This is a genomic window from Micromonospora sp. BS32 (assembly GCF_059089345.1).
Genome location: NZ_JBSSHR010000012.1, coordinates 92,211 through 114,343, shown reverse-complemented (window position 1 = coordinate 114,343; position 22,133 = coordinate 92,211). Strand labels below are relative to the sequence as shown.

The following is a 22,133-nucleotide window of genomic DNA, read 5'->3' as shown; positions in this document are numbered from 1 at the left end:
GCGAACGGAAGGGGGCACCGGGTGAGCAGCCTGCTGGTCGACAACATCGGCGAACTGGTCACCAACTCGCCGGGCGGGGACGGGCTGCTCGGCCTGCGCCGCGACGCCGCCGTGCTGGTCGAGGAGGGCCGGGTCGCCTGGATCGGCCCGGCGGGCGACGCGCCGGCCGCGGACCGGCGGATCGACGCCGAGGGCGGTGCGGTGCTGCCCGGATTCGTGGACAGCCACGCCCACCTGGTCTTCGCCGGGGACCGGGCCGCCGAGTTCGCCGCCCGGATGGCCGGTGAGCCGTACACCGGCGGCGGCATCCGCACCACCGTCGGCGCCACCCGGGCCGCCTCCGACGACGTGCTGCGCGGCACCGTGCGCCGGCTGCACGCCGAGGCGATGCGGCAGGGCAGCACCACCATCGAGATCAAGAGTGGGTACGGCCTCACGGTCGCCGACGAGGCCCGCTCGCTGCGAATCGCCGCCGAGGTCACCGCGGAGACCACCTTCCTCGGCGCGCACGTCGTCCCCGCCGAGTACGCCGACCGTCCCGACGACTACGTCGGCCTGGTCTGCGGGCCGATGCTGGCCGCCGCAGCGCCGTACGCCCGCTGGATCGACGTGTTCTGCGAGCGGGGCGCGTTCGACGTGGACCACGCCCGGGCGATCCTCTCCTGCGGGCAGGCCGCCGGGCTGGGCGCCCGGCTGCACGCCAACCAGCTCGGCCCCGGGCCGGGCGTACGGCTGGGGGTGGAACTCGGGGCGGCCAGCGTCGACCACTGCACCCACCTGGACGACGGCGACGTCGACGCGCTCGCCGGCTCGGAGACGGTCGCCACCCTGCTGCCGGGTGCCGAGTTCTCCACCCGGTCGCCGTACCCGGACGCCCGCCGGCTGCTCGACGCCGGCGTGACCGTCGCGCTCGCCACGGACTGCAACCCCGGGTCGTCGTACACCTCGTCGATGCCGTTCTGCATCGCCCTCGCCGTACGCGAGATGCGGATGACTCCGGCGGAGGCCGTCTGGTCGGCGACCGCCGGGGGCGCGGCGGCGCTGCGCCGCGACGACGTCGGGGCGCTGCGGCCCGGCGCCCGGGCCGACCTCGTGCTCCTCGACGCCCCCACCCACCTGCACCTGGCCTACCGGCCCGGTGTTCCCCTGATCCGCCAGGTTCTGCACAACGGAGTGCCGCAATGTCGACCGTGACCATCCAGCCCACCGGAATCAACCCCGCCGACGTCCTCGCCGTGGCCCGCGGCAGCGCCAAGGTCGTCCTCGACCCGGCGACCGTCGAGGCCATGGCGACCAGCCGGGCCATCGTGGACGGCATCGAGGCCGCCGGCCGCCCCGTCTACGGCGTATCCACCGGCTTCGGGGCGCTGGCCAACACCTTCATCGCGCCCGAGCGGCGCGCCGAACTCCAGCACGCGCTGATCCGCTCGCACGCCGCCGGGGTGGGCGCGCCGATGCCCCGCGAGGTGGTCCGGGCGATGATGCTGCTGCGGGTCCGCTCGCTGGCCCTCGGCCGCTCCGGGGTCCGACCGCTGGTCGCCGAGGCGCTGGTCGACCTGCTCAACCGCGACATCACCCCGTGGGTGCCGGAGCACGGCTCGCTCGGCGCGTCCGGCGACCTGGCGCCGCTGGCGCACTGCGCGCTGGTGCTGCTCGGCGAGGGCTGGGTGCTCGGCCCGGCCGGTGAGCGGCTCGACGCCGCCGACGCGCTGCGCGGGGCCGGGCTGGAGCCGATCGCGCTGGCCGCCAAGGAGGGGCTGGCGCTGATCAACGGCACCGACGGCATGCTCGGCATGCTGCTGCTGGCCATCCACGACGCCCGGCACCTGTTCACCATGGCCGACGTGACCGCCGCGCTGGCCATCGAGGCGATGCTCGGCTCTGAGCGGCCGTTCCTGCCGGAGTTGCACGCCATCCGCCCGCACCCGGGGCAGGCCGCGTCGGCGGCGAACATCCACCGGCTGCTCCAGGACTCCCGGGTGATGGACTCGCACCGCGACGACCTGGCGCACGCGGTGCAGGACGCGTACTCGATGCGCTGCGCGCCGCAGGTCGCCGGCGCGGCCCGGGACACTCTGGACTTCGTCGACACGGTCGCCGGGCGGGAGCTGCGCTCGGTGGTCGACAACCCGGTGGTGCTGCCCGACGGGCGGGTCGAGTCGACCGGGAACTTCCACGGGGCGCCGCTCGGCTTCGCCGCCGACTACCTGGCAATCGCCGCCGCCGAGGTGGGCGCCATCGCCGAGCGCCGGGTCGACCGGCTCCTCGACGTCGCCCGCAACCGGGAGCTGCCGGCGTTCCTCTCCCCCGACGCCGGGGTCAACTCCGGGCTGATGATCGCGCAGTACACGGCGGCCGGCATCGTCGCGGAGAACCGCCGCCTCGCCGCGCCCGCCTCGGTGGACTCGCTGCCCACCAGCGGCATGCAGGAGGACCACGTCTCGATGGGCTGGGCGGCGGCCAAGAAGCTGCGCACCGTGCTGGACAACCTGACCAGCCTGCTCGCGGTGGAGCTGCTCGCCGGCGTACGCGGGCTCCAGCTCCGCGCGCCGCTGGAGCCGTCGCCGGCCGGACGGGCCGCGGTCGAGGCGCTCGGCCGGCTCGCCGGCGAGCCCGGGCCGGACGTCTTCCTCGCCCCGGTGATGGAGGCGGCCCGGGCGGTGCTCGCCGGGCCGGAGCTGCGGGCGGCGATCGAGCGGGAGGTCGGCCCGCTGGGCTGAGCGGTGGCGTCGTCGGTCCCGGCTGCTAGCGTTCGCCCCCGTGACCGACGACGTGACCGGCCCGGACTCCACCGACGCCCTGCTCGCCGAGATCCGATCCTTCGTCCGCCGGCAGGTGGCGCTGGCCGAGCTGCCGGCGGCGGCCATCGTCACGAAGACGGCGGAATACCTCGACGGCGAGGCCGCACCGGAGCGGATCGAGCAGCTGGCCTGGGCGGTGGTGGCCGAGGAGCTGACCGCGCACCTCGCCGACCAGGCGACCTGGCCGGAGGTGACGGACAGCGACCGGCTCACCGCCGCGTTCCGGGCCCTCACCGCGGCCGGCGTCATGGCCCGGGAGAACTTCACCTGCTGCCAGAACTGCGGCGTCGCCGAGGTCGGCGCCGAGGCGCCCCGGAGCGTGGAGCCCCGCGGCTACGCCTTCTACCACCAGCAGGACGCCGAACGCGGCGCCGAGGGCTCCGGGGTGTACCTCGCGTACGGCGTGTTCGAGGGGACCTCAGCGGTGGAGATCGGTGCGGAGGTGGCTGCGGCGCTACGCGCCCAGGGGCTGACCGTCAACTGGAACGGCAGCGCCGGCAGCCGGATCCACGTGCCGCTGGACTGGCGGCGGCGCCGGGCCGGCCGGCTCGCCGCCGTACCGGCCATCGTGGACGGCGACGTTGAGGTCGACGTGGAGCTGCTCGGCGAGTGGACCGGGGTGCACGCCCCGAAAGAGGGGCCGGTGCCCGCCGGGCGGCTCACCGCCCTGCACCTGCCGTGGCTGCCGGCCACTGTCCGGGTCCGCCTGGAATGGGCGGGCCGGTCGGTGACGGTCCGGCGGGCAGGGGACCGGCTCGTCGGGGCGTACGCCGAGCCGGGTGCGCCGGAGGCGACCGTGGGCCGGCACGACGGGCTGGCGCTGGTCCGGCGGCTGCGCGGCCTGCCCCCGGCCGGCGAGCCGGCGCCCGAGCCGGTCGGCTTCGTCGAGGTGACCGGCGACCAGGCCGGCTGGTCGGACAAGCAGGTGCCGCTGGATCTGGCGGAACTGCTCGCCCTGGTGCGAGCCATGCGTCCGCTCAGCTACGACTTCCTCACCTGCGTCGGCCGCTCCGGCGGCTGCGTGCAGACCACCTGGAACCCGGCCGGCCTCTGGGTGGAGGAGCTGGACACGGAGGCGGGCCTGGTGGTGGGCCGGTACGCCACCCTGCCCGAAGTGGAACGGGTGCTGACTCTGCTCGCCATCGAGGACCGGGTGGCTGTACGGGAGCTCGGCGGCGAGCTGACCACGCTGAACCTGCGCTGAGCGGCCGGCCGTCTCTCCGGTCGAGGGGGACACCGGCTGGTGGACCGTCCGGCCGGCGACGGATCGGGCCGCCGTCGGCCGGTACGTGACCGGTCAGCCGGCCGGTGGGAGCACCTTGGCGACCAGCTTCGCCAGGTCGCGCAGCGCCTTGCCGCGGTGGCTGATCGCGTCCTTCTCCTCCGGCGTCAGCTCCGCGTTGGTCCGGTCCTGGCCGTCGCCGAGGAAGATCGGGTCGTACCCGAAGCCGCCCTCGCCGCGCGGCGCGCGCAGCAGCCGGCCGGCCTGGCGGCCGTCGACCAGGTGCTCCTTGCCGCCGGGCAGCACCAGCGCGACCGTGCAGACGAAGGACGCGCCCCGGTGCTCGTCGGGCAGGTCGGCGATCTGGTCCAGCACCAGCTGAAGGTTGGCCCGGTCGTCGCCGTGCGCGCCGGCCCAGCGGGCGCTGAACACGCCCGGCATGCCGTTCAGGGCGTCGACGGCCAGCCCCGAGTCGTCGGCGATGGTGGGCAGGCCGGTGCGCCGGCAGCCCTCTCGGGCCTTGATCAGCGCGTTCTCGCCGAAGGTGAGGCCGCTCTCCGGCAGCTCCGGGTACGCCTCGACGTCGTCCAGCCCGATCAGGGCGATCCGGTGCGCGCCGAGCGCGCCGTCGAGGATCCGCTGCAGCTCGATGAGCTTCTTGCGGTTACGGGTGGCGAGCAGGACCTTGTTCATGACGCGAGTGCCTTCCGCTGCGCCTCGACCAGTTCCATACAGCCCAACGCGCCCAGGTCGAGCAGGGCGTCGAGCTGCGCGCGGGAGAAGACGCCGTCCTCGCCCGTCCCCTGCACCTCGACGAACTCGCCCTCACCGGTGCAGACCACGTTCATGTCCACCTCGGCGGCGACGTCCTCCTCGTAGCAGAGGTCCAGCCGGGGCTCGCCGGCGATGATGCCGACGCTGACCGCCGCCACCGACCGGTGCATCACCTTCTCCGGCTTGCCGGCCAGCGCCTTGCGCCCGGCCAGCCAGGTGACCGCGTCGTGCAGCGCCACGTACGCGCCGGTGATCGCGGCCGTCCGGGTGCCGCCGTCGGCCTGGAGCACGTCGCAGTCGAGCACGATCGAGTTCTCGCCCAGCGCCTTCAGATCGATGCTGGCCCGCAGGCTGCGGCCGATCAGCCGGGAGATCTCGTGGGTACGCCCACCGACCCGGCCCTTCACGCTCTCCCGGTCCGAGCGGGTGTTGGTGGCCCGGGGCAGCATGGCGTACTCGGCGGTCACCCAGCCGAGCCCGGAGCCCTTGCGCCAGCGGGGCACGCCCTCGGTGACGCTGGCCGTGCAGAGCACCCGGGTGCCGCCGAACTCGACGAGCACGGAGCCTTCCGGGTGGGTGCTCCAGCCCCGGCTGAGGGTCACAGGTCGGAGTTGGTCGGGCTGTCGCCCGTCAGGTCGCGCCATGCCTGCACCCTATGCGGTCGGTCGTACCGGTCGGCCCCCGGTGCCCTCACGCCACGGCGGCGCCGTCGTCGGTCCCGGATCGGCCCGCTCCGGCGTCGTGCACCCGCAGGAAGCCGGCGACCGCGGCGGGCCAGCCGAACTCCTCGGCACGGGACCGGGCGGCCACCCGCCGGTCACTTTCCGGCCGGTCCAGCAGCCTGGTCACCGCGCCGGCCATCGAGGCGGCGGTGCCGTACGCGGCGAGGCCCGCGCGGCCCACCACCTCGGGCAGCGCGCTGGCCGCGTTGACCACCACCGGCGTACCGGAGGCGAGCGCCTCCAGCCCGGCCAGCCCGAAGGTCTCCACCGGGCCCGGCGCCAGCACCACGTCGGCGCTGGCCAGCAGCGCGGCGACCGCTGCCCGGTCGGGCAGGAAGCCGGTGAAGTGCACCGGCAGGCCGGCGGCCCGCCGGGTCAGCGCGGGGCGCAGCGGGCCGTCCCCGGCCATCACCAGCACGGCGGGCACCCCGGCCCGGCGCAGCTCGGCGAGTGCGTCGACGGCCAGCTCCGGCCGCTTCTCGGTGGAGAGTCGGGCGCAGTGCACCAGCAGCACCTCGGTGTCGTCGGCGTACCGCTCGCGCAGCGCGCGGTCGAGCCGGTCCGGGTGGAACGTGGTCAGGTCGACGCCCAGCGGCACCAGGTCCACGGCCGGGGCGTCGATCCGGTCGAACTCCTCGGCCGCCCAGCGGGTGGTGCAGACGATCCGGTCGTACGACGCGACGGTGCGCAGGTTGAGCCGGTCGGCGACGCCCCGTGCGGTGCCGGACGGCAGCCGCCACTGCCCGAGCAGGCCGGTGAGGCACTCGTGGGACACCATCACCGAGGGCACCCCGTGCGCCCGCGCCCAGTCACCGGTCCAGCGCAGGGTGGACCGGTCGGAGACCTCCAGCCGGTCCGGCGCCAGCCGGGTCAGCAGCCGCTCCACCGGACGCCGGGCGGTCAGCAGCCGGTAGCCGCCGGTGCCCGGCGCGGTCGGCCCGGGCAGGGTGACGACGCTCCCCCACGGATGGCGGCTCACCCCGGCACGCTTCCCCGGGATGACCAGCACCGGGTCGTGCCCGGCCGCGCGGTACCCCTCGCCGAGGTGTCGCAGCGCGGTGCGCAGCCCGCCGGAGCGTGCGGTGACGAAGTTGGCCAGCCGGACGATCCGCAGCCCCCGCGCGCCGCTCTGCCGCCCGGGACGCGCCGCCCCCGTGCCCACGGCGGGGGTCGGCCGGGTCAGGTCGGCGGTCACGCGGCCGTCAGACCGGACACGGACGCGCCGGCCAGCACCGCCTCGTAGTGCCCGATCAGTTCGTCGCCCACGGCCGTCCAGCTCCGCCGGCCGACCGCCACCCGGGCGGCCGTCCCGTACGCGGCCCGACGGTCGGGGTCGGCGGCGAGGGTGGCCACCGCGTCGGCCAGAACGGCCGCGTCGCCGGGCGGGACCAGCAGCCCGGTCGCCCCCGACTCGACCAGGTCCACCGGACCGCCGCTGGCCGGCGCCACCACCGGCAGCCCGCTGGCCGCCGCCTCCTGCACGGTTTGGCCGAAGGTCTCGTGCGGGCCGGTGTGCACGAAGACGTCCAGGCTGGCGTAGAGGCGGGCCAGCATCTCCCCCTGCTGCACGCCCAGGAAGCGCACCCCCGGCAGGCTCCGCTCCAACTGCCGACGGGCCGGGCCGTCACCCGCCACCACCACCCGCACGCCGGGCAACCGGGAGGTCGCCTCCAGCAGGTCCACCCGCTTCTCCGGGGCGAGCCGGCCGACGTAGCCGACCAGCACCTCGCCACCCGGGGCGAGGGACCGGCGCAGCACGGCACACCGCTTGTCCGGGTGGAACCGTTCCGCGTCCACGCCGCGGCCCCAGAGCCAGATCCGCTGCACCCCGTTGGCGATCAGGTCGGCGGCGGCGCGGGTGGACGGGGCCAGGGTGCGCTGCGCCGAGTTGTGGATCTCGGCGAGCCGCCGCCAGGCCGCCGCCTCACCCCAGCCGACCCGGTACGCCCGGGCGTACGAGGCGACGTCGGTCTGATAGACGGCGACCGTGGGCAGCGCGTGCCGCCGCGCCAGCGTGGCGGCCCGGGCGCCGAGCACGAACGGGCTGGCCAGGTGCACCACGTCGGGCGCGTGCCCGAGCAGCGCGTCGGCGAGCCGGGCGGTGGGGACCCCGAGCCGGAAGCCCTGGTAGCGGGGCAGCGGCACGCTGGGGATCCGGACCACCGGGTACGGCAGCCGGTCGGCGGGACGCCGACGTGCGCCCGGTGGGGCCGGGGCGATGACGATCGGTTCGTGGCCGCGGGCGACGAGATGTTCGGCCGTCCGGACGACCGAGTGCGCGACGCCGTTGACGTCCGGCGGGAACGACTCGGTCACGATGGCGATCCGCATGGTGCCCACGGTGGGGGCGGCAACGGTGCGTCAGAAGACGGCCCGCTGACGCACCGGCGAACACTTCCGCACGAATCCGCGCCGACGTATCGGAGGGGCGGAGCTCCCGGTCAGACCTCGTAGCTGGCGCCGGCGCGGACCACTTCCAGCGGTCCGGCGTACGCGCCGGCGGCCGACTCCAGGGTATGCGCCTCGCTGCCCCAGGCCGCCACCAGATGGGTCAGCAGCAGCCGGCCAACGGCCGCCTTGGTGGCCGTCTCGCCGGCTTCCCGCCCGGTGAGGTGCAGGTCCGGCGGGTTCTCCATGCCGTCGAGGTAGCTGGCCTCGCAGAGGAACACGTCGGCGTCCTGGGCCAGCCGCAGCAGCGCGTCGCAGGGCGCGGTGTCGGACGAGTAGCAGAGCACCCGCCCGCCGTGCTCCAGCCGCACGCCGTACGTCTCGACGGGGTGGTTCATCCGGTCGACGGTGACGGTGAAGGGGCCGATCGGGAAGGTGCCGGGCTGGAGGCCGTAGAACTGGTAGACGTCCTCGACGGTGCTGTCGTCCTGGCCGTACGCGGCGGCGAGCCGGTCCGGCGCGCCGGGCGGGGCGTAGACCGGCAGGGGCGGGTACGGGCCGTCCGGGGCGTAGCGGCGGACCACCACGTACGACACGGCGTCGAGGATGTGGTCGCAGTGCAGGTGGGTCAGGAGGATGGCGTCCGGGGTGTGCAGGCCGGCGTAGCGCTGGAGGGTGGAGAGCGAGCCGGAGCCGAAGTCGACCAGGAGCCGGAATCCGTCTGCCTCGACCAGGTAGGCCGAACAGGGGGATTCCGGGCCGGGGAAGCTCCCCGCGCAGCCCAGGACGGTCAGTCTCATCGAGTTGCCCCGTGGTAACCCACCGTAGTCGACACGCCGGTGTCAGCCCCGCCGATGATCTCTACCGACGCGTACGCCACGCAGCGCAGCCTACGCGCAGCGACGGCGGGGCAAGAATCATCCACTGGAAGTTGTCATCAACGTGACACCCGTCGGGCCGGCCGGAGACCGGCCGGCCCGAGCCGGTCGTCAGGCCCAGAGCTGGCCCTCGAGGGCGTCCTCGGCGTCGGCGAGGGTGCCGCCGTAGGCGCCGGTGGAGAGGTACTTCCAGCCGCCGTCGCAGACCACGAAGGCGACGTCGGCGCGGCGGCCGTCCCGAACCGCCTCGTGCGCCACCGCGAGGGCGGCGTGCAGGATCGCACCGGTGGAGAAGCCGGCGAAGATGCCCTCCACCTCCACCAACTGCCGGGTACGCAGCACCGCGTCCCGGGTGCCGACGGAGAACCGCCGGTTCAGCACGGTGGCGTCGTAGAGCTCCGGGACGTACCCCTCGTCGATGTTGCGCAGCCCGTAGACCAGCTCGCCGTAGCGGGGCTCGGCCGCCACCACCTGGATGCCGTCGACCTTCTCCCGCAGGTAGCGGCCGGTGCCCATCAGGGTGCCGGTGGTGCCGAGACCGGCCACGAAGTGGGTGATCGTGGGCAGGTCCTGCAGCAGCTCCGGCCCGGTCGTCTCGTAGTGCGCCCGGGCGTTGGCCTCGTTGCCGTACTGGTAGAGCATCACCCAGTCCGGATGCTCGGCCGAGATCTGCTTCGCGGTGGCGACGGCCTGGTTCGAGCCGCCGGCAGCCGGCGAAAAGATGATCTCCGCGCCGTACATCCGGAGCAGCTGGACCCGCTCGGTCGAGACGTTCTCCGGCATCACGCAGACCAGCCGGTAGCCCCGCAGCTTGGCCACCATGGCCAGCGAGATGCCGGTGTTGCCGCTGGTCGGCTCCAGGATGGTGTCACCGGGCCGGAGCCGGCCGGCCTCCTCGGCCGCGCGCACCATGAACAGGGCCGCGCGGTCCTTGATGCTGCCGGTCGGGTTCCGGTCCTCGAGCTTCGCCCAGAGCCGCACCGGCGGTGCCCCCTCGGGCACCGTCGGCGAGAGCCGGGGCAGCCCCACCAGGGGGGTGCCGCCACAGGCGTCGAGCAGGCTGTCGTACCGCGCCATGACGACCGCCCTCAGCGGGCGGCGACGGCCGCGCGACGGGCGACGGCGTGCGAGGCGATCGCGGCTGCAGCGGCAAAGCCGAACGCGCCACCGGCCACCGCCGGCAGGATGGTGACGCTGTCGCCGTCGTTGAGCTTGGCGTCGAGCGCGCCGAGGAAGCGGACATCCTCGTCGTTGACGTAGACGTTCACGAAGCGGTGCAGCGCGCCGGCCTCGGTGACCAGGCGGCCCTTCAGGCCGGCGTGCCGGGAGTCCAGGTCGCTGAGCAGGTCGCTCAGGGTGTCCCCGGCGCCCTCGACGACCTTCGCGCCGCCGGTGTAGCTGCGCAGGATGGTGGGGATGCGAACCTCGATGGCCATGACGTAGTACTCCTTGATCGGGTGTGCCTCGGTGACGGACGGAACGGGTGTTCGGCGCTGAAGGATCAGCGGCCGGAACACTCGTAGTCGACCGTCGCCGGGCTCTGCCCGAACATGTACGACTGCACGGCGTGCGGGTCCACCCCGGCGTCCACGATCCGCACCGGCTCCTCGGTCACCACGCCGTCGACGATCCGGAACGAGCGGATCTCCTCGGTGTCCGACTCACGGGTGGAGACCAGCAGGTAGTGGGCGCCCGGCTCACCGGCGAAGGAGATATCCGTCCGGGACGGGTAGGCCTCGGTCGCGGTGTGCGAGTGGTAGATGACGACCGGCTCCTCGTCGCGGTCGTCCATCTCCCGCCACACCCGCAGCTGCTCCATCGAGTCGAACTCGTAGAACGTCATCGAGCGGGCCGCGTTGTCCATCGGGATGTGCCGGGTGGGGGTGTCGCTGCCGGCGGGACCGGCGACCACGCCACAGGCCTCGTCCGGGTGGTCCCGGCGGGCGTGGGCGACGATCGCCGTGACGATCGACCGGTCGATGCTCAGCACGCCGACCAGCCTAACCTCTCCGGGTCACGACCTGCGAAGTGGTGGCCGTCACCAATCAGTCGATCAAGGCGTTGAGCAGGGATTCCTGCAGATAGCCGAGGTACGCGTAGACCGACAGTTGGAACACCCGGGAGGAGCTCGGGTCGGCCGCCACCGCGTCGTCCAACTCCTCGCCGAGGTCGGTGCCGTCCTTGATCTCCAGCCGGACCCCCATCGCCAGCCGGGCGTCGTTGAGCGCCCGCAGCCAGGCCTCGGCGGCCTCGGCGTCCAGCCGTACCTCGCCGCCCGCCTCGTCCGGCAGCGCCGCGAGTATCGCGCCGGCCTGGTCGATCTTGGCGGTCTTCAGGTCGCCCTCGGTGTAGCGGCGGAACTCGGCCGCGCCGGCCGGATCCTCCGGGTACGCGTCGGGGAAGAGCCGGCCCACCACCGGGTCGGTGTGGTCGAACCCGTCGGTGAGCAGGCCGACCACCTCGGTGGCGACCTTGCGCAGCACCCGGACCTCGTCGACCGCGAAGGTGGCGACGTACCGGCCGCTCTGACGCCGGAACATGCTCACGACGCGGACCTGGTTCGCGACTGCGGGGCTCGCAACCCCGGCTCACTTCTCGCGCTCACGAGCGCCGGCCCTGTTCGCGACTGCGGGGCTCGCAACCCCGGCTCACTCCTCGCGCTCACGACCGGTCCACCGTCGCCCACAGCCCGTACGCGTGCAGCTGGGACGCGTCGTGCTCCATCCGCTCCCGGGCGCCGCTGGACACCACGGCCCGACCCTTGTGGTGCACGTCCAGCATCAACTTCTCGGCCTTCTCCCGGCTGTATCCGAAGAGCTTCTGCAACACCCAGGTCACGTACGTCATGAGGTTGACCGGGTCGTCCCAGACGATCGTCACCCATTGCCGGTCGGAGACCGGCACCTCGTCGGTGTCCGGCGTCTCGACCGGTGCTACCTGTGGAGCCGCCATGCCCCCCATCGTGCCACCGGATCCGGCGAACCGATGAACCGGAACGCCGGGCTGACCCGGATCACCCTCCTGGGCGGCCCGGACCGGGCGGGACGGCACCGCGTCGCCGGCCCGGTCAGGCGAGCAGGATGCCGTGGTCGAGCGCATCGGAGAGCACCGCGCCGAGCGAGAGACGGATCACCTCGAAACGCCGGGAGACCTCCCGGGCCAACTCCAGTTCGACCTCGCGCAGCGCCCGCTGGGCCCAGGACCGGGCGCCGTTCGGGTCGTCGTTGCCGGGGCTGCGCCAGTGCTGCCAGCACCCGCCCGAGAGCGCGACGCCGACCGGCGGCAGTACCTCGGCGCGCGCCCCGCCCGGAAGCCCGGCCAGCGCGTCGATCGCTCCGGCGCCGGCCAGCCCGGCCACCCCGGCCGTGCTGGTGACCAGGAGCACCCGATCCAGTTCCAGACCCGCCGGGTGGTCGCCCAGGCCCCAGCGAACCGCCGCCGCGATCCGCTGCCGGACGCCTTCCGCCAGCGGCGCGCCGAAGACCTGCGCGGCGGCGTCGTCGAGGATGCCCCGGACGGCCTGGTCGCACTGGGCGGTGGCGAGCACGGACAACGCCTCCATCTCCCGGTCGAGCAGCTGCGGCAGCCCCGCACAGCCCACCCCGAAGACGATCTCCTGGACCACCCGGAGGTGGGTGTTGGCCAGTTCCAGGGCGAGGTGCTGGCGGATGCTGCGGGCGCAGGCCCGGACCTGCCGCTCCAGCCGGTCCGACCAGTCCCCGCCGTCGAGGTCGGGCGGGACGGCCACCCGGCCGTGCGCCCCGGGCGGCACGGGCGGTTGCAGGCTCGCCCGGCGCAATCCCTCGTCGGCGGCCCAGCCGACCAGCGCCCGGCGCAGGCCGGGATGCCCCGCCCGGTGCACCGGGTACCAGCGGGCCTCGGCGAGGGCCGGCACGGCGGCGAGCAGCGCCGCCCGGTGTGCCTCGACGGTGACCGCGGCCGGGTCCACCGTCGGGTCCGCGCTCCGGGGCGACGGCACCGGGGCCTCCGCGTCCTCCGTCGTCGTCGCGCCGTCCGGGGCGGTCCAGCCGCCCGCGCCCGGGGTGACCACGAAGAAGACCGCCACCGGGGCACGGGCCACCTCGGCGAGCAGGTCCAGCTCGGCGGCGGTGAAGGCCTGGTCGGCGCCGATCACGAAGAGCAGCGCGCCGGCCCGGCCGACGGCGTCGAGAAGCAGCCGGCCACCGGCCACGCCCAGGCCGTCGGTGTCGGGTGTGTCCAGCACCCCGAAGTGGCGCAGCAGGGGCTCGGGCAGGCTCAGCTCGACCCGGCGCGGCGGGCGGGCCAGCGCGGGGCCGGCGGCGGCCTGGTCGGCGCCGTAGGAGTGTGGCTGGCGGTAGCCCGGCACGTACGCCGCGCGGGTGGCGACCCGCGCGTGCCGGACCAGCAGGGTGCTGCCCACGGGCACGTCGAGCATGCCGGACGGGACGCCCACCAGGGCGGCGAGCACCTCCCGCCGGGCGGCGCCGGCCGGTCCGGCGGCCACCACGGCCAGCGGCTCGTCCGGGGCGGGCTCGGTGACCCCGAGCCGGGTCGGCAGCGGCCCGCAGCGGGGCAGGTCGACAGGGCCGACCGGCCCCTGGGGCGCGCCGTCGGGCACGTCGACCCCGGGGAATGGACCGGGCTTCATGCTGCGGCCTCCCGGTGATGGCGGGTGGTGGAGGCACCCGCGAGAAACTGTCCGGGCCGTGACACCCGGATGCGGAAAGAGTACGGGGCGTGACCGTAACAGCAGCGCACCCCGGATACTCACCAGTAACCATCACATTACTCAACTTCGCAGCGTAACGCTGCCCCTGCGGACGGAAATCCGTCGATATGCTGCGTCGATGATTCGGTGGAGCTTCGTCGGCCGTACGGATGAACTCCACCGTCTGCTGTCGGCGGTCGAAGGCCCCGAGGGACGCGGGCTCATCCTCAGCGGCAGCGCCGGCGTCGGCAAGAGCCGGCTGCTGCGCGAGGGGGTCGCCGCCCTCCCCGCCGACCGCTACGCGATCTGGTTCGTGGCGGCCAGCACCGCCACCGCGGCACTGCCCTTCGGCGGCCTGGCCCAGGTCCTCCCCGCCGCCCAGCCCCAGGGCCTCTCCCCCGCCGGCGTGCTGCGCTGGGGCGTGGAGGTGCTCCAGGAACAGGCCGCCGGGCGGCCGATCGTGCTCGCCATCGACGACGCGCACCTGCTCGACCCGCCCTCGGCCGCGCTGGTCCACCTGCTCGCCCGGGCGCCGAACACCACCGTGCTCGGCACACTGCGCAACGGCGAGCAGATCCCGCTGCCGATCCGGGCCCTCTGGACGGACGACCTGGTCGACCACGCCGAACTCGCCCCACTCGGTCCGACCGACATCACCGACCTGCTCGCCGCCATCCTCGACGGGCCGGTCGACGCCGGCAGCGCCGACCGGCTGTTCCGGCTCTCCGCCGGCAACCCGCTGCTCCTGCGCGAGCTGGTGCTGGCCGCGGCGGGCGGCAGCGAACTGGAGCGCCGGTACGGCGTCTGGCGGTGGACCGGCCGGCTGGAACTCGCCCCCAGCCTGACCGACCTCATCGACACCCGGATCGGCCGGTTGGAGCCGGGGGTGCGGGCGGTGCTGGAGCTGGTGGCGTTCGGCGAACCCCTCGGCCTGCACCTGCTCGGCCGGGTCGCCGCGCCGTCCGACGTGGAGACCGCCGAGGAGCGCGGCCTCATCTCGGTGGTCCGCGACGACCGGCGGCTCGACGTCCGGCTGGCCCACCCGCTGTACGGGGAGATGATGCGCCGCCGCTGCCCGGTCACCCGGACCCGGCGGCTCCAGGCGCGCCTCGCCGAACTGCTCGAACAAGTGGGCGCCCGACGTCGGGGCGACCTGCTGCGGGTGGCGGTGTGGCGGCTCGACTCCGGGACCGCGCAGGATTCCCGGCAACTGGTCGGCGCGGCCGTCCAGGCGTTCGCCCGGTACGACGTACCCCTGGCGACCCGGCTGGCCCGCGCGGCGCTCGAGGCCGACGGCGGCTTCGACGCCGCGGAGCTGCTCGCCACCATCCTGATGTTCGGCGACCGGCCCGAGGAGGCGCTGCTGGTGCTCGACTCAGTCGTCGGGGAGGTCCACGACGACCGGCGACGCAGCCGCTGGCTGACCGCCCGGGGCATGGTCAGCTACTGGGGCCTGAGCCGGCGGTCCACCGTGGAGGAGATCGCCGAGCAGGGCGCGACGCTGGCCGACCCGGGCGACCGGGCCCGGGTCCGGGCATTCGAGGCGATCATGCGGCTGCACGGCCTGGACACCGAGACCGCGCTGCGGCTGGGCCGCGCGGTGCTGGACCGCCCGGCGGCCGGGGTGGCCGCCCGGGAACTGGCCCGCTGCACCATCGCCCACCTGGACGCCGCGCGCGGACGGTTCCGGTCCAGCGCCGCGGCGATCAACCGGGTGGCGGCGGAGGCACCGAACTGGCGCGCCGACATGCCCTACCTTCAGCTCGCGATGGAGCTGGCCCGGGGCACCCGGCTGGCGCTCTCCGGCGACCTGCCCGGCATCGACGCGATCGTGGCCGACGAGTTCGCGAACCTCGCCGGCGCCGGCGACTTCCGGCTGGGCACCGGCTACCTGGCGATCCTCCAGGCGTACGCGGCGCGACTGCGCGGGCGCGGCAGCGAGGCGCTCACGATCAGCCTCGGCGCCTGCGCGGTGCTCGCCACCAGCCGGGTCTACGCCAGCCTCGCGCACGCCGAGCGGGCCCAGGCGGCAGCCCTGCGCGGCGACGCCAGGCAGGCCACCGAGGCGATGGCCGAGGCCGACCGGACCCACGCCCCCGGCATGGCGGTCCTCTACCCCTGGCTGGAGCAGGCCCGCGGCGCGGTGCTGGCGGCCGGCGGCGACCTGCCCGGGGCCGCCAAGCACCTCGGCGAGCTGGCCGACCGGCTGCGCGCCGACGGGCTCGCCGGGCACGAGATGCTGGTCCTGCACGACCTGGTCCGGGTCGGGCAGGCCAGCGCGCCGGTCGGACCGACCTGCACCGACGGCAGCCGCCGAACGGTGGCGCAGCGGCTGAGTGAACTCTGCGAACGGGTCGACGGGGTGCTGCCGCCGCTGCTCGCCCGCTACGCCCGCGCCGCCGTGGACGGCGACGGCCCGGCCCTGCTCGACGTGGCCGACGGGCTCGCCGCGCTGGACCTCACGGTCTGGGCGGCCGAGGCGACCGCGACCGTCCTGCACGACCGGCGCCGGGGGCGGTCCGCCCCGGCCGCCGCCGCGCACCAGCGGCTCGGCGCCCTGCTCGGCAGCTGCGACGGGGTACGCACCCCGGCGCTGGACGCGCTGCGGCCGGCGCTGACCGAGCGGGAACTCGAGATCGCCGGCCTGGCCGCGGCCGGGGTGACCAGCCGGGCCATCGCCGAACAGCTCTTCCTCTCCACCCGCACCGTGGAGAACCACCTCCAGCGGGTCTACAGCAAGCTCGGCATCACCGGGCGGACCGAGCTGCGCGCGGCCCTGCGGTCGATCCCGGGCCACGACGGCGGGTAGCCAGGGTGAACTCTAGGCTGGGGCGGTGAGCACCCTTCGCCCCGCGCTGCTGACCGACCACTACGAGCTGACGATGATCAGCGCCGCCCTGCACGACGGCACCGCCGACCGCCGCTGCACCTTCGAGGTGTTCAGCCGGCGGCTGCCGGCCGGGCGCCGTTACGGCGTGGTGGCCGGGACCGGCCGGCTGGTGGAGATGATCCGCAACTTCCGGTTCGACGCCGAGGAGGTCGACTTCCTGCGCCGTACCGGGGTGGTCGACGAGCGGGCCGCCGAATGGCTGGCCGGCTATCGCTTCACCGGCGACGTCGACGGGTACGCCGAGGGTGAGCTCTTCTTCCCCGGCTCCCCGATCCTCACCGTCTCCGGGGGCTTTGCCGAGTGCGTGGTGCTGGAGACGCTGGTGCTGTCGGTGCTCAACCACGACAGCGCGGTCGCGGCGGCCGCCGCCCGGATGGTCACGGCGGCCCGCGGCCGGGCGCTGATCGAGATGGGTTCCCGGCGGGCGCACGAGGAGGCGGCGGTGGCCGCGGCCCGGGCGGCGTACCTGGCCGGCTTCCGGTTCACCTCCAATCTCGCCGCCGGGCAGCGCTACGGCATTCCGACCGCCGGCACCGCCGCGCACGCCTTCACCCTGCTGCACGACGACGAGAAGGCGGCGTTCGCCTCGCAGGTCACCACGCTGGGCAAGGACACCACGCTGCTCGTCGACACGTACGACATCAGCCAGGGCATCCGCAACGCCATCGAGGTGGCCGGGCCGGAGCTGCGGGCCGTCCGGATCGACTCCGGGGACCTCGCGGTGATCGCCCAGCAGTCCCGGGAGCTCCTCGACTCGCTCGGCGCCACCGAGACGAAGATCATCGTCTCCGGTGACCTCGACGAGTACGCGATCGCCTCGCTCGCCGCCGAGCCGGTCGACATGTACGGCGCCGGCACCGCCGTGGTCACCGGCTCCGGCGCCCCCACCGCCGGCCTAGTCTACAAGCTGGTCGAGGTGGACGGGCGCCCGGTGGTCAAGCGTTCCGAGCACAAGGCCACCATCGGCGGCCGGAAGGTGGCGGTACGCCGGCACAAGCCCACCGGCACCGCCACCGAGGAGGTCATCGTGCCGCAGGGGGTGCCGGACCGCCGCCCGAACGACCGGCTGCTCCAGCGATCCTTCGTGATCGACGGGGAGCCGGTCGAGCTGCCCTCCCTGGACGAGTCCCGCGAGCACCTGCGGCAGTGCCTGATCTCCATCCCGTGGGAGGGCCTGAAGCTCTCCGGCGGTGACCCGGCCATTCCGGTCACCGTGGTACCGGCAAGCTGACGAAGGAGCGACCGATGGCCAACGCCTTGATCATCGTGGACGTGCAGAACGACTTCTGCGAGGGCGGCTCGCTCGCCGTCGCGGGCGGGGCCGGCGTCGCGGCCGGCATCTCCCGGCTGCTCGCCGCCGAGCCGGAACGCTGGGACCACGTGGTCGCCACGAAGGACTACCACGTCGACCCGGGCGCGCACTTCGGCAACCCGCCCGACTACGTGGACTCCTGGCCCCGGCACTGCGTGGTCGGCACCGCCGGCAGCGAGTTCCACCCCGACCTGGAGACCGACCGGGTCGAGGTGATCTTCCACAAGGGCGAGCACGCGGCGGCGTACTCCGGCTTCGAGGGGCACGCCGACGACGGCGAATGCCTGGCCGACTGGCTGCGCCGACACGACGTGGACCGGGTCGACCTGGTCGGCATCGCCACCGACCACTGCGTCCGGGCCACCGCGCTGGATGCCGCCCGGGAGCGGTTCGCCACCACCGTGCTGCTCGACCTGACCGCCGCCGTCGCCGCGCAGACCCTCGACGTGGCGCTGCGCGCTATGGACGGGGCCGGGGTGACCCTCTCCGGGAAGCCTGTGATCAGGGCCGCTTGAGCCGGTAATCGCTTGCCGATGTCGTACCTCCGGTCGAGGATGACCGCCGGAGGTACGGACCATCATGAACCTGACGCCTTACCGGCACGCGCTCGCGCTGCCCGGGCTCCGCCCCCTGCTGCTGGTGTCGGTGCTGGCCCGCATCCCGCTCACCGCGACCGGGGTGACGCTCACCTTCTTCGTCGTGCTCGACCTCGGTCGGGGCTACGGCGCGGCCGGCCTGGTCGGCGCCGCGCTGACCGTGGGGGCGGCGGTGGGCTCACCGCTGCTCGGCCGCCTGGTCGACCGGCGCGGCCTACGCCCGGTCCTCGCTCTCACCACCGTGGCCGAGGCGGTCTTCTGGGCCAGCGCCCCGGCGCTGAGCTACCCGGTGCTGCTGCCCGCCGCGTTTCTCGCCGGGCTGCTCGCCCTGCCGGTCTTCTCGGTGGTCCGCCAGTCGATCGCCGCGCTGGTGCCCGCCGAGCAGCGCCGCGCGGCGTACGCGCTGGACTCGATGTCCGTGGAGCTGTCGTTCATGGTCGGGCCGGCGGTCGCGGTGGCCCTGGCCGCCACCATCTCCGCGCGGACCACGCTCTGGTTGGTCGGCGCCGGCATCGTCGCCTCCGGCGTCGCGTTCTGGCTGCTGAACCCGCCCACCCGCGGTGCCGCCGAACCCGCCGGCCCGCGGCCCCGGGTTGCCCGGCGGGAGTGGCTGACCCCGCGGCTGCTGGCCGTGCTCGCGGTGAGCACCGCCGCGACCCTGGTACTCGGTGGCACCGACGTCGCCGTGGTCGCCGTGCTGCGGGCCGGCGGCGAGGTCGGCTGGACGGGCGCGGTGCTCACCGTCTGGGCGATCGCGTCGCTGGTCGGCGGGTTCGCGTACGGGGCGGTCCACCGCTCCTTCACCCCGCTGGTGCTGGTGGCCGCGCTCGCCGCGTGCACCATCCCGGTCGGGCTGGGCGGCGGGCACTGGTGGCTGCTCTGCCTGGCACTGCTCCCGGCCGGCGCGCTCTGCGCCCCGACGCTCGCCGCCACCGCCGACGCGGTCAGCCGGTTGGCCCCCGCCGGGGTACGCGGCGAGGCGATGGGCCTGCACGGCTCCGCCGTGACGGTCGGCATCGCGCTGGGCGCGCCGCTGGCCGGCGCGGTGATCGACGCGAGCGCGCCGCCGTGGGGCTTCGCGGTGACCGGCGCGCTCGGGCTGCTGGTGGCCCTCGTGGTATTGCCTGTCGAGCTGCGTCACCGACGGCAGGCCGCCACCCGGCCCGACCTTGTGCACGCCATCCCGGTCGAGCCCACCGTCGCCGACCTGGCCCCCGCCACCCACTGACGACACCCACCGGCCGGCCCCGCCGGCCCCACGAGCCGACGGGATCCTCCGGGCCTGTGGACCTGCGGGCCTCCGGGCCCCCGGGCCCCCGGGCCTGCGTGCCTGCGTGCCTTCCGGGCCTGCGTGCCTGCGTGCCTTCCGGGCCTACGTGCCTTCCGGGCCTGCGTGCCTTCCGGGCCTGCGTGCCTTCCGGGCCTCCGGACCAGCGGCCTTCCCGGGCCAGCGGGCCAGCGGCCAGCGGGCCCATTGGGATCGATGGTGGCCGACCGGGCGCCGAGCCCGACTTACTCGCCCGACCGCCCGGGCAACGTATCCCCCAACAGCGGTATGACTCTCCGTCATAAATATGACGGAGAGTCATACCGCTCATGAGCGGATTCGCTCCGTCGGACGTTGCTCCACGTGATCACGCCCTGCGGGAGGGACAAACCCGGTGCCGGATGCAGTGGTCGTCGCTGGGTCGGTGGAAAGCGCACGAACCCGCACGCGCCCAAGGGCCCGCCAACGGCTCAGCCCTGCCGAGGGGCCGGCCCTGCGGGGGGCCTGCCGGGGGGGCCCTGCGGGGGGCCGGCCCTGCCGACGGCTCAGCCCTCATGACGGGTCAGGCCGGCGACGAGCGGCCGGAGGAAAGGACCGACCCCGTCGAGGAACGGCAGCCGGGCGGAGTGGACCAGCAGCGGGGCGGCGCGGACCGGCAGAACGGCGACGGGCGCCGTACCCCTGGTGGGGTGCGGCGCCCGTCGGACGTGTCGCGGTGGGTCAGCGCTGGTCGAGGTTGCCGGCGGTGTCCTCCTGGTAGCTGGCGCCACCGTTGGACTCGCTGGTCAGCGGCTTGGCGCCACCCTCGGGCGGGCCGGCCAGGCTCTGGCCGCCAGCGGCCAGCTCCGGGAACTTGTAGTCGAAGGCGGGCCGCTCGGAGCGGATCCGCGGCATCCGGTCGAAGTTCCGCAGCGGGGGCGGGGAGCTGGTCGCCCACTCGAGCGAGTTGCCGTGGCCCCACGGGTCCTCGACCTCGACCACCGGGCCGGTCTTGTACGACTTCCAGCAGTTCCAGAGGAACGGCAGGGTCGAGATACCGGTGATGAACGCGCCGATGGTGGAGATCGTGTTCAGCGTGGTGAAGCCGTCACCGGGCAGGTAGTCGGCGTACCGACGGGGCATGCCCTCGTTACCGAGCCAGTGCTGGATCAGGAACGTGGTGTGGAAGCCGATCATGGTCAGCCAGAAGTGAATCTTGCCGAGCCGCTCGTCGAGCATTCGGCCGAACATCTTCGGGAACCAGAAGTAGATGCCGGAGAAGACGGCGAACACGATGGTGCCGAAGAGCACGTAGTGGAAGTGCGCCACCACGAAGTACGAGTCGGAGACGTGGAAGTCCAGCGGCGGGCTGGCCAGCAGCACACCGGTGAGACCACCGAAGAGGAACGTCACCAGGAAGCCGACCGCGAAGAGCATCGGCGTCTCGAAGCTGATCTGGCCCCGCCACATGGTGCCGATCCAGTTGAAGAACTTCATACCGGTCGGCACGGCGATCAGGTAGCTGAGGAAGCTGAAGAACGGCAGCAGCACCTGGCCGGTGGCGAACATGTGGTGCGCCCAGACGCTCATCGACAGCGCGGCGATGCCGACGGTCGCGGCGACCAGGCCCTTGTAGCCGAAGATCGGCTTCCGGGAGAAGACCGGGATGACCTCGCTGATGATGCCGAAGAACGGCAGCGCGATGATGTACACCTCGGGGTGCCCGAAGAACCAGAAGAGGTGCTGCCAGAGCATCGGGCCGCCGGTGGCCGCGTCGTACACGTGCGCGCCGATCAGCCGGTCCGCGGCGAGCGCGAAGAGGGCCGCGGCGAGCAGCGGGAAGACCAGGATCGCGAGCAGGCTCGTGACCAGCAGGTTCCACGTGAAGATCGGCATCCGGAACATGGTCATGCCGGGCGCGCGGAGGGTCAGGATCGTGGTGATCATGTTGACCGCGCCGAGGATCGTGCCCAGACCGGAGATGGCCAGGCCGACGATCCACATGTTGGCGCCGACGCCGGGCGAGTGCTCAACGGTGCTCAGCGGCACGTAGGCGAACCAGCCGAAGTCGGCGGCGCCGCCCGGGGCGATGAAGCCCGCGGTGGCCATCGTCCCGCCGAAGAGGTACAGCCAGTACGCGAAGGCGTTCAGCCGGGGGAACGAGACGTCGGGCGCGCCGATCTGCAGCGGCACGACGTAGTTGCCGAAGGCGAACACGATCGGCGTCGCGAAGAACAGCAGCATGATCGTGCCGTGCATGGTGAAGAGCTGGTTGTACTGCTCGGGCGACAGGAACTGCAGCCCGGGCCGCGCGAGCTCGGCACGCATGATCAGGGCCATCAGGCCACCGATCATGAAGAACACGAACGCGGTGACCATGTACATGATCCCGATCTGCTTCGCGTCCGTGGTGCGCAGCAGCCGCGCGATGGCCGACCCCTTGACCGGCTCTCGGACCGGCCATGGCCGGGTCACGACCGGCTTGGGTGCGACGGTGGTCACGAATGGCCTCCGGTTCTCGGTTGTCCCGCTCGGCACGCGCTGGTTATCGGCGGGCCGTCATCCGCAAGGAGGATAGTCCCCGGAAGGTGGCACCGCCGATCGGGGTGGTGGG

The 22,133-nt window shown here is 74.1% G+C and carries 19 protein-coding genes; 7 read left to right on the top strand and 12 right to left on the bottom strand.

Features of this window, described 5'->3' with window-relative positions; translation table 11 throughout:
- Positions 1-21: 21 nt before the first annotated feature.
- From hutI to AC5RWQ_RS19065, 3 genes are read left to right on the top strand one after another with little or no spacing between them, the layout of a single operon-like run.
- The gene (gene hutI / locus AC5RWQ_RS19075) at positions 22-1,194 is read left to right on the top strand and encodes an imidazolonepropionase (RefSeq protein WP_494284057.1); all 1,173 of its coding nucleotides are present in this window, start codon (positions 22-24) and stop codon (positions 1,192-1,194) included.
- Positions 1,182-2,720 carry a histidine ammonia-lyase gene (hutH, locus tag AC5RWQ_RS19070; protein ID WP_494284056.1) on the top strand — a complete coding sequence of 513 codons (1,539 nt, stop codon included), beginning with the start codon at positions 1,182-1,184 and terminating at the stop codon, positions 2,718-2,720. Before hutI ends, hutH begins: the two co-directional genes overlap by 13 nt.
- A gap of 40 nt (positions 2,721-2,760) precedes the next feature.
- Positions 2,761-4,005 carry a DUF6891 domain-containing protein gene (locus AC5RWQ_RS19065; RefSeq protein WP_494284055.1) on the top strand — a complete coding sequence of 415 codons (1,245 nt, stop codon included), beginning with the start codon at positions 2,761-2,763 and terminating at the stop codon, positions 4,003-4,005.
- A 93-nt stretch (positions 4,006-4,098) separates the two neighbouring features.
- Here AC5RWQ_RS19065 and rdgB read toward each other — a convergent pair whose 3' ends face one another.
- The 11 genes from rdgB to AC5RWQ_RS19010 all read right to left on the bottom strand — a co-directional run bounded on the left by rdgB (position 4,099) and on the right by AC5RWQ_RS19010 (position 13,415).
- Positions 4,099-4,716, bottom strand: coding sequence for an RdgB/HAM1 family non-canonical purine NTP pyrophosphatase (gene rdgB, locus AC5RWQ_RS19060; RefSeq protein WP_494284054.1), 618 nt, complete (start codon positions 4,714-4,716; stop codon positions 4,099-4,101).
- Positions 4,713-5,441 carry a ribonuclease PH gene (gene rph / locus AC5RWQ_RS19055; RefSeq protein WP_334492748.1) on the bottom strand — a complete coding sequence of 243 codons (729 nt, stop codon included), beginning with the start codon at positions 5,439-5,441 and terminating at the stop codon, positions 4,713-4,715. Before rph ends, rdgB begins: the two co-directional genes overlap by 4 nt.
- Before the next feature lie 46 nt (positions 5,442-5,487).
- Complete coding sequence (locus tag AC5RWQ_RS19050; protein WP_494284053.1) at positions 5,488-6,714, bottom strand: glycosyltransferase; 1,227 nt, start codon at positions 6,712-6,714, stop codon at positions 5,488-5,490.
- Positions 6,711-7,850 (bottom strand): glycosyltransferase family 4 protein, encoded by a 1,140-nt coding sequence (locus AC5RWQ_RS19045; protein WP_494284052.1) that lies wholly within the window; start codon positions 7,848-7,850, stop codon positions 6,711-6,713. Before AC5RWQ_RS19045 ends, AC5RWQ_RS19050 begins: the two co-directional genes overlap by 4 nt.
- Before the next feature lie 110 nt (positions 7,851-7,960).
- Positions 7,961-8,707: an MBL fold metallo-hydrolase gene (locus tag AC5RWQ_RS19040; RefSeq protein ID WP_494284051.1), complete on the bottom strand. Its 747-nt coding sequence runs from the start codon at positions 8,705-8,707 to the stop codon at positions 7,961-7,963.
- Between the two features lie 189 nt (positions 8,708-8,896).
- The gene (locus AC5RWQ_RS19035) at positions 8,897-9,862 is read right to left on the bottom strand and encodes a PLP-dependent cysteine synthase family protein (protein ID WP_334492752.1); all 966 of its coding nucleotides are present in this window, start codon (positions 9,860-9,862) and stop codon (positions 8,897-8,899) included.
- Between the two features lie 11 nt (positions 9,863-9,873).
- Positions 9,874-10,221, bottom strand: coding sequence for a MoaD family protein (locus AC5RWQ_RS19030; protein WP_494284050.1), 348 nt, complete (start codon positions 10,219-10,221; stop codon positions 9,874-9,876).
- 65 nt (positions 10,222-10,286) lie between these two features.
- Positions 10,287-10,775 (bottom strand): M67 family metallopeptidase, encoded by a 489-nt coding sequence (locus AC5RWQ_RS19025; protein WP_494284049.1) that lies wholly within the window; start codon positions 10,773-10,775, stop codon positions 10,287-10,289.
- A gap of 55 nt (positions 10,776-10,830) precedes the next feature.
- Positions 10,831-11,325: a DUF2017 domain-containing protein gene (locus AC5RWQ_RS19020; RefSeq protein ID WP_334492756.1), complete on the bottom strand. Its 495-nt coding sequence runs from the start codon at positions 11,323-11,325 to the stop codon at positions 10,831-10,833.
- Positions 11,326-11,446: 121 nt separating this feature from the next.
- Positions 11,447-11,737 carry an ATP-dependent Clp protease adapter ClpS gene (gene clpS, locus AC5RWQ_RS19015; RefSeq protein WP_494284048.1) on the bottom strand — a complete coding sequence of 97 codons (291 nt, stop codon included), beginning with the start codon at positions 11,735-11,737 and terminating at the stop codon, positions 11,447-11,449.
- A 115-nt stretch (positions 11,738-11,852) separates the two neighbouring features.
- A complete protein-coding gene (locus AC5RWQ_RS19010; RefSeq protein ID WP_494284047.1) occupies positions 11,853-13,415 on the bottom strand; it encodes a P-loop NTPase family protein in 1,563 nt (520 codons plus the stop codon).
- A gap of 199 nt (positions 13,416-13,614) precedes the next feature.
- On the opposite strand from AC5RWQ_RS19010, the gene AC5RWQ_RS19005 reads away from it, so the two are divergent.
- From AC5RWQ_RS19005 to AC5RWQ_RS18990, 4 genes are all read left to right on the top strand, one after another.
- The gene (locus AC5RWQ_RS19005) at positions 13,615-16,284 is read left to right on the top strand and encodes a LuxR C-terminal-related transcriptional regulator (protein WP_494284046.1); all 2,670 of its coding nucleotides are present in this window, start codon (positions 13,615-13,617) and stop codon (positions 16,282-16,284) included.
- Positions 16,285-16,309: 25 nt separating this feature from the next.
- Entirely contained in the window at positions 16,310-17,596 is a 1,287-nt protein-coding gene (locus tag AC5RWQ_RS19000) for a nicotinate phosphoribosyltransferase (RefSeq protein WP_494284045.1), read from the top strand.
- 14 nt (positions 17,597-17,610) lie between these two features.
- Entirely contained in the window at positions 17,611-18,192 is a 582-nt protein-coding gene (locus AC5RWQ_RS18995) for an isochorismatase family protein (protein WP_494284044.1), read from the top strand.
- A 64-nt stretch (positions 18,193-18,256) separates the two neighbouring features.
- Entirely contained in the window at positions 18,257-19,501 is a 1,245-nt protein-coding gene (locus AC5RWQ_RS18990; RefSeq protein ID WP_494284043.1) for an MFS transporter, read from the top strand.
- 759 nt (positions 19,502-20,260) lie between these two features.
- Here the strand turns inward: AC5RWQ_RS18990 and ctaD are convergent.
- The gene (gene ctaD, locus AC5RWQ_RS18985; RefSeq protein WP_334487940.1) at positions 20,261-22,021 is read right to left on the bottom strand and encodes an aa3-type cytochrome oxidase subunit I; all 1,761 of its coding nucleotides are present in this window, start codon (positions 22,019-22,021) and stop codon (positions 20,261-20,263) included.
- Positions 22,022-22,133 lie beyond the last annotated feature (112 nt).

Bases quoted from the DNA above. Each gene is read 5' to 3' on its own strand.
- hutH (WP_494284056.1), top strand. From the start codon at position 1,182: ATGTCGACCGTGACCATCCAGCCCACCGGAATCAACCCCGCCGACGTC.
- rdgB (WP_494284054.1), bottom strand. From the start codon at position 4,716: ATGAACAAGGTCCTGCTCGCCACCCGTAACCGCAAGAAGCTCATCGAG.
- rph (WP_334492748.1), bottom strand. From the start codon at position 5,441: ATGGCGCGACCTGACGGGCGACAGCCCGACCAACTCCGACCTGTGACC.
- AC5RWQ_RS19045 (WP_494284052.1), bottom strand. From the start codon at position 7,850: ATGCGGATCGCCATCGTGACCGAGTCGTTCCCGCCGGACGTCAACGGC.
- AC5RWQ_RS19040 (WP_494284051.1), bottom strand. From the start codon at position 8,707: ATGAGACTGACCGTCCTGGGCTGCGCGGGGAGCTTCCCCGGCCCGGAA.
- AC5RWQ_RS19035 (WP_334492752.1), bottom strand. From the start codon at position 9,862: ATGGCGCGGTACGACAGCCTGCTCGACGCCTGTGGCGGCACCCCCCTG.
- AC5RWQ_RS19030 (WP_494284050.1), bottom strand. From the start codon at position 10,221: ATGGCCATCGAGGTTCGCATCCCCACCATCCTGCGCAGCTACACCGGC.
- AC5RWQ_RS19020 (WP_334492756.1), bottom strand. From the start codon at position 11,325: ATGTTCCGGCGTCAGAGCGGCCGGTACGTCGCCACCTTCGCGGTCGAC.
- clpS (WP_494284048.1), bottom strand. From the start codon at position 11,737: ATGGCGGCTCCACAGGTAGCACCGGTCGAGACGCCGGACACCGACGAG.
- AC5RWQ_RS19010 (WP_494284047.1), bottom strand. From the start codon at position 13,415: ATGAAGCCCGGTCCATTCCCCGGGGTCGACGTGCCCGACGGCGCGCCC.
- AC5RWQ_RS19005 (WP_494284046.1), top strand. From the start codon at position 13,615: ATGATTCGGTGGAGCTTCGTCGGCCGTACGGATGAACTCCACCGTCTG.
- AC5RWQ_RS18995 (WP_494284044.1), top strand. From the start codon at position 17,611: ATGGCCAACGCCTTGATCATCGTGGACGTGCAGAACGACTTCTGCGAG.
- AC5RWQ_RS18990 (WP_494284043.1), top strand. From the start codon at position 18,257: ATGAACCTGACGCCTTACCGGCACGCGCTCGCGCTGCCCGGGCTCCGC.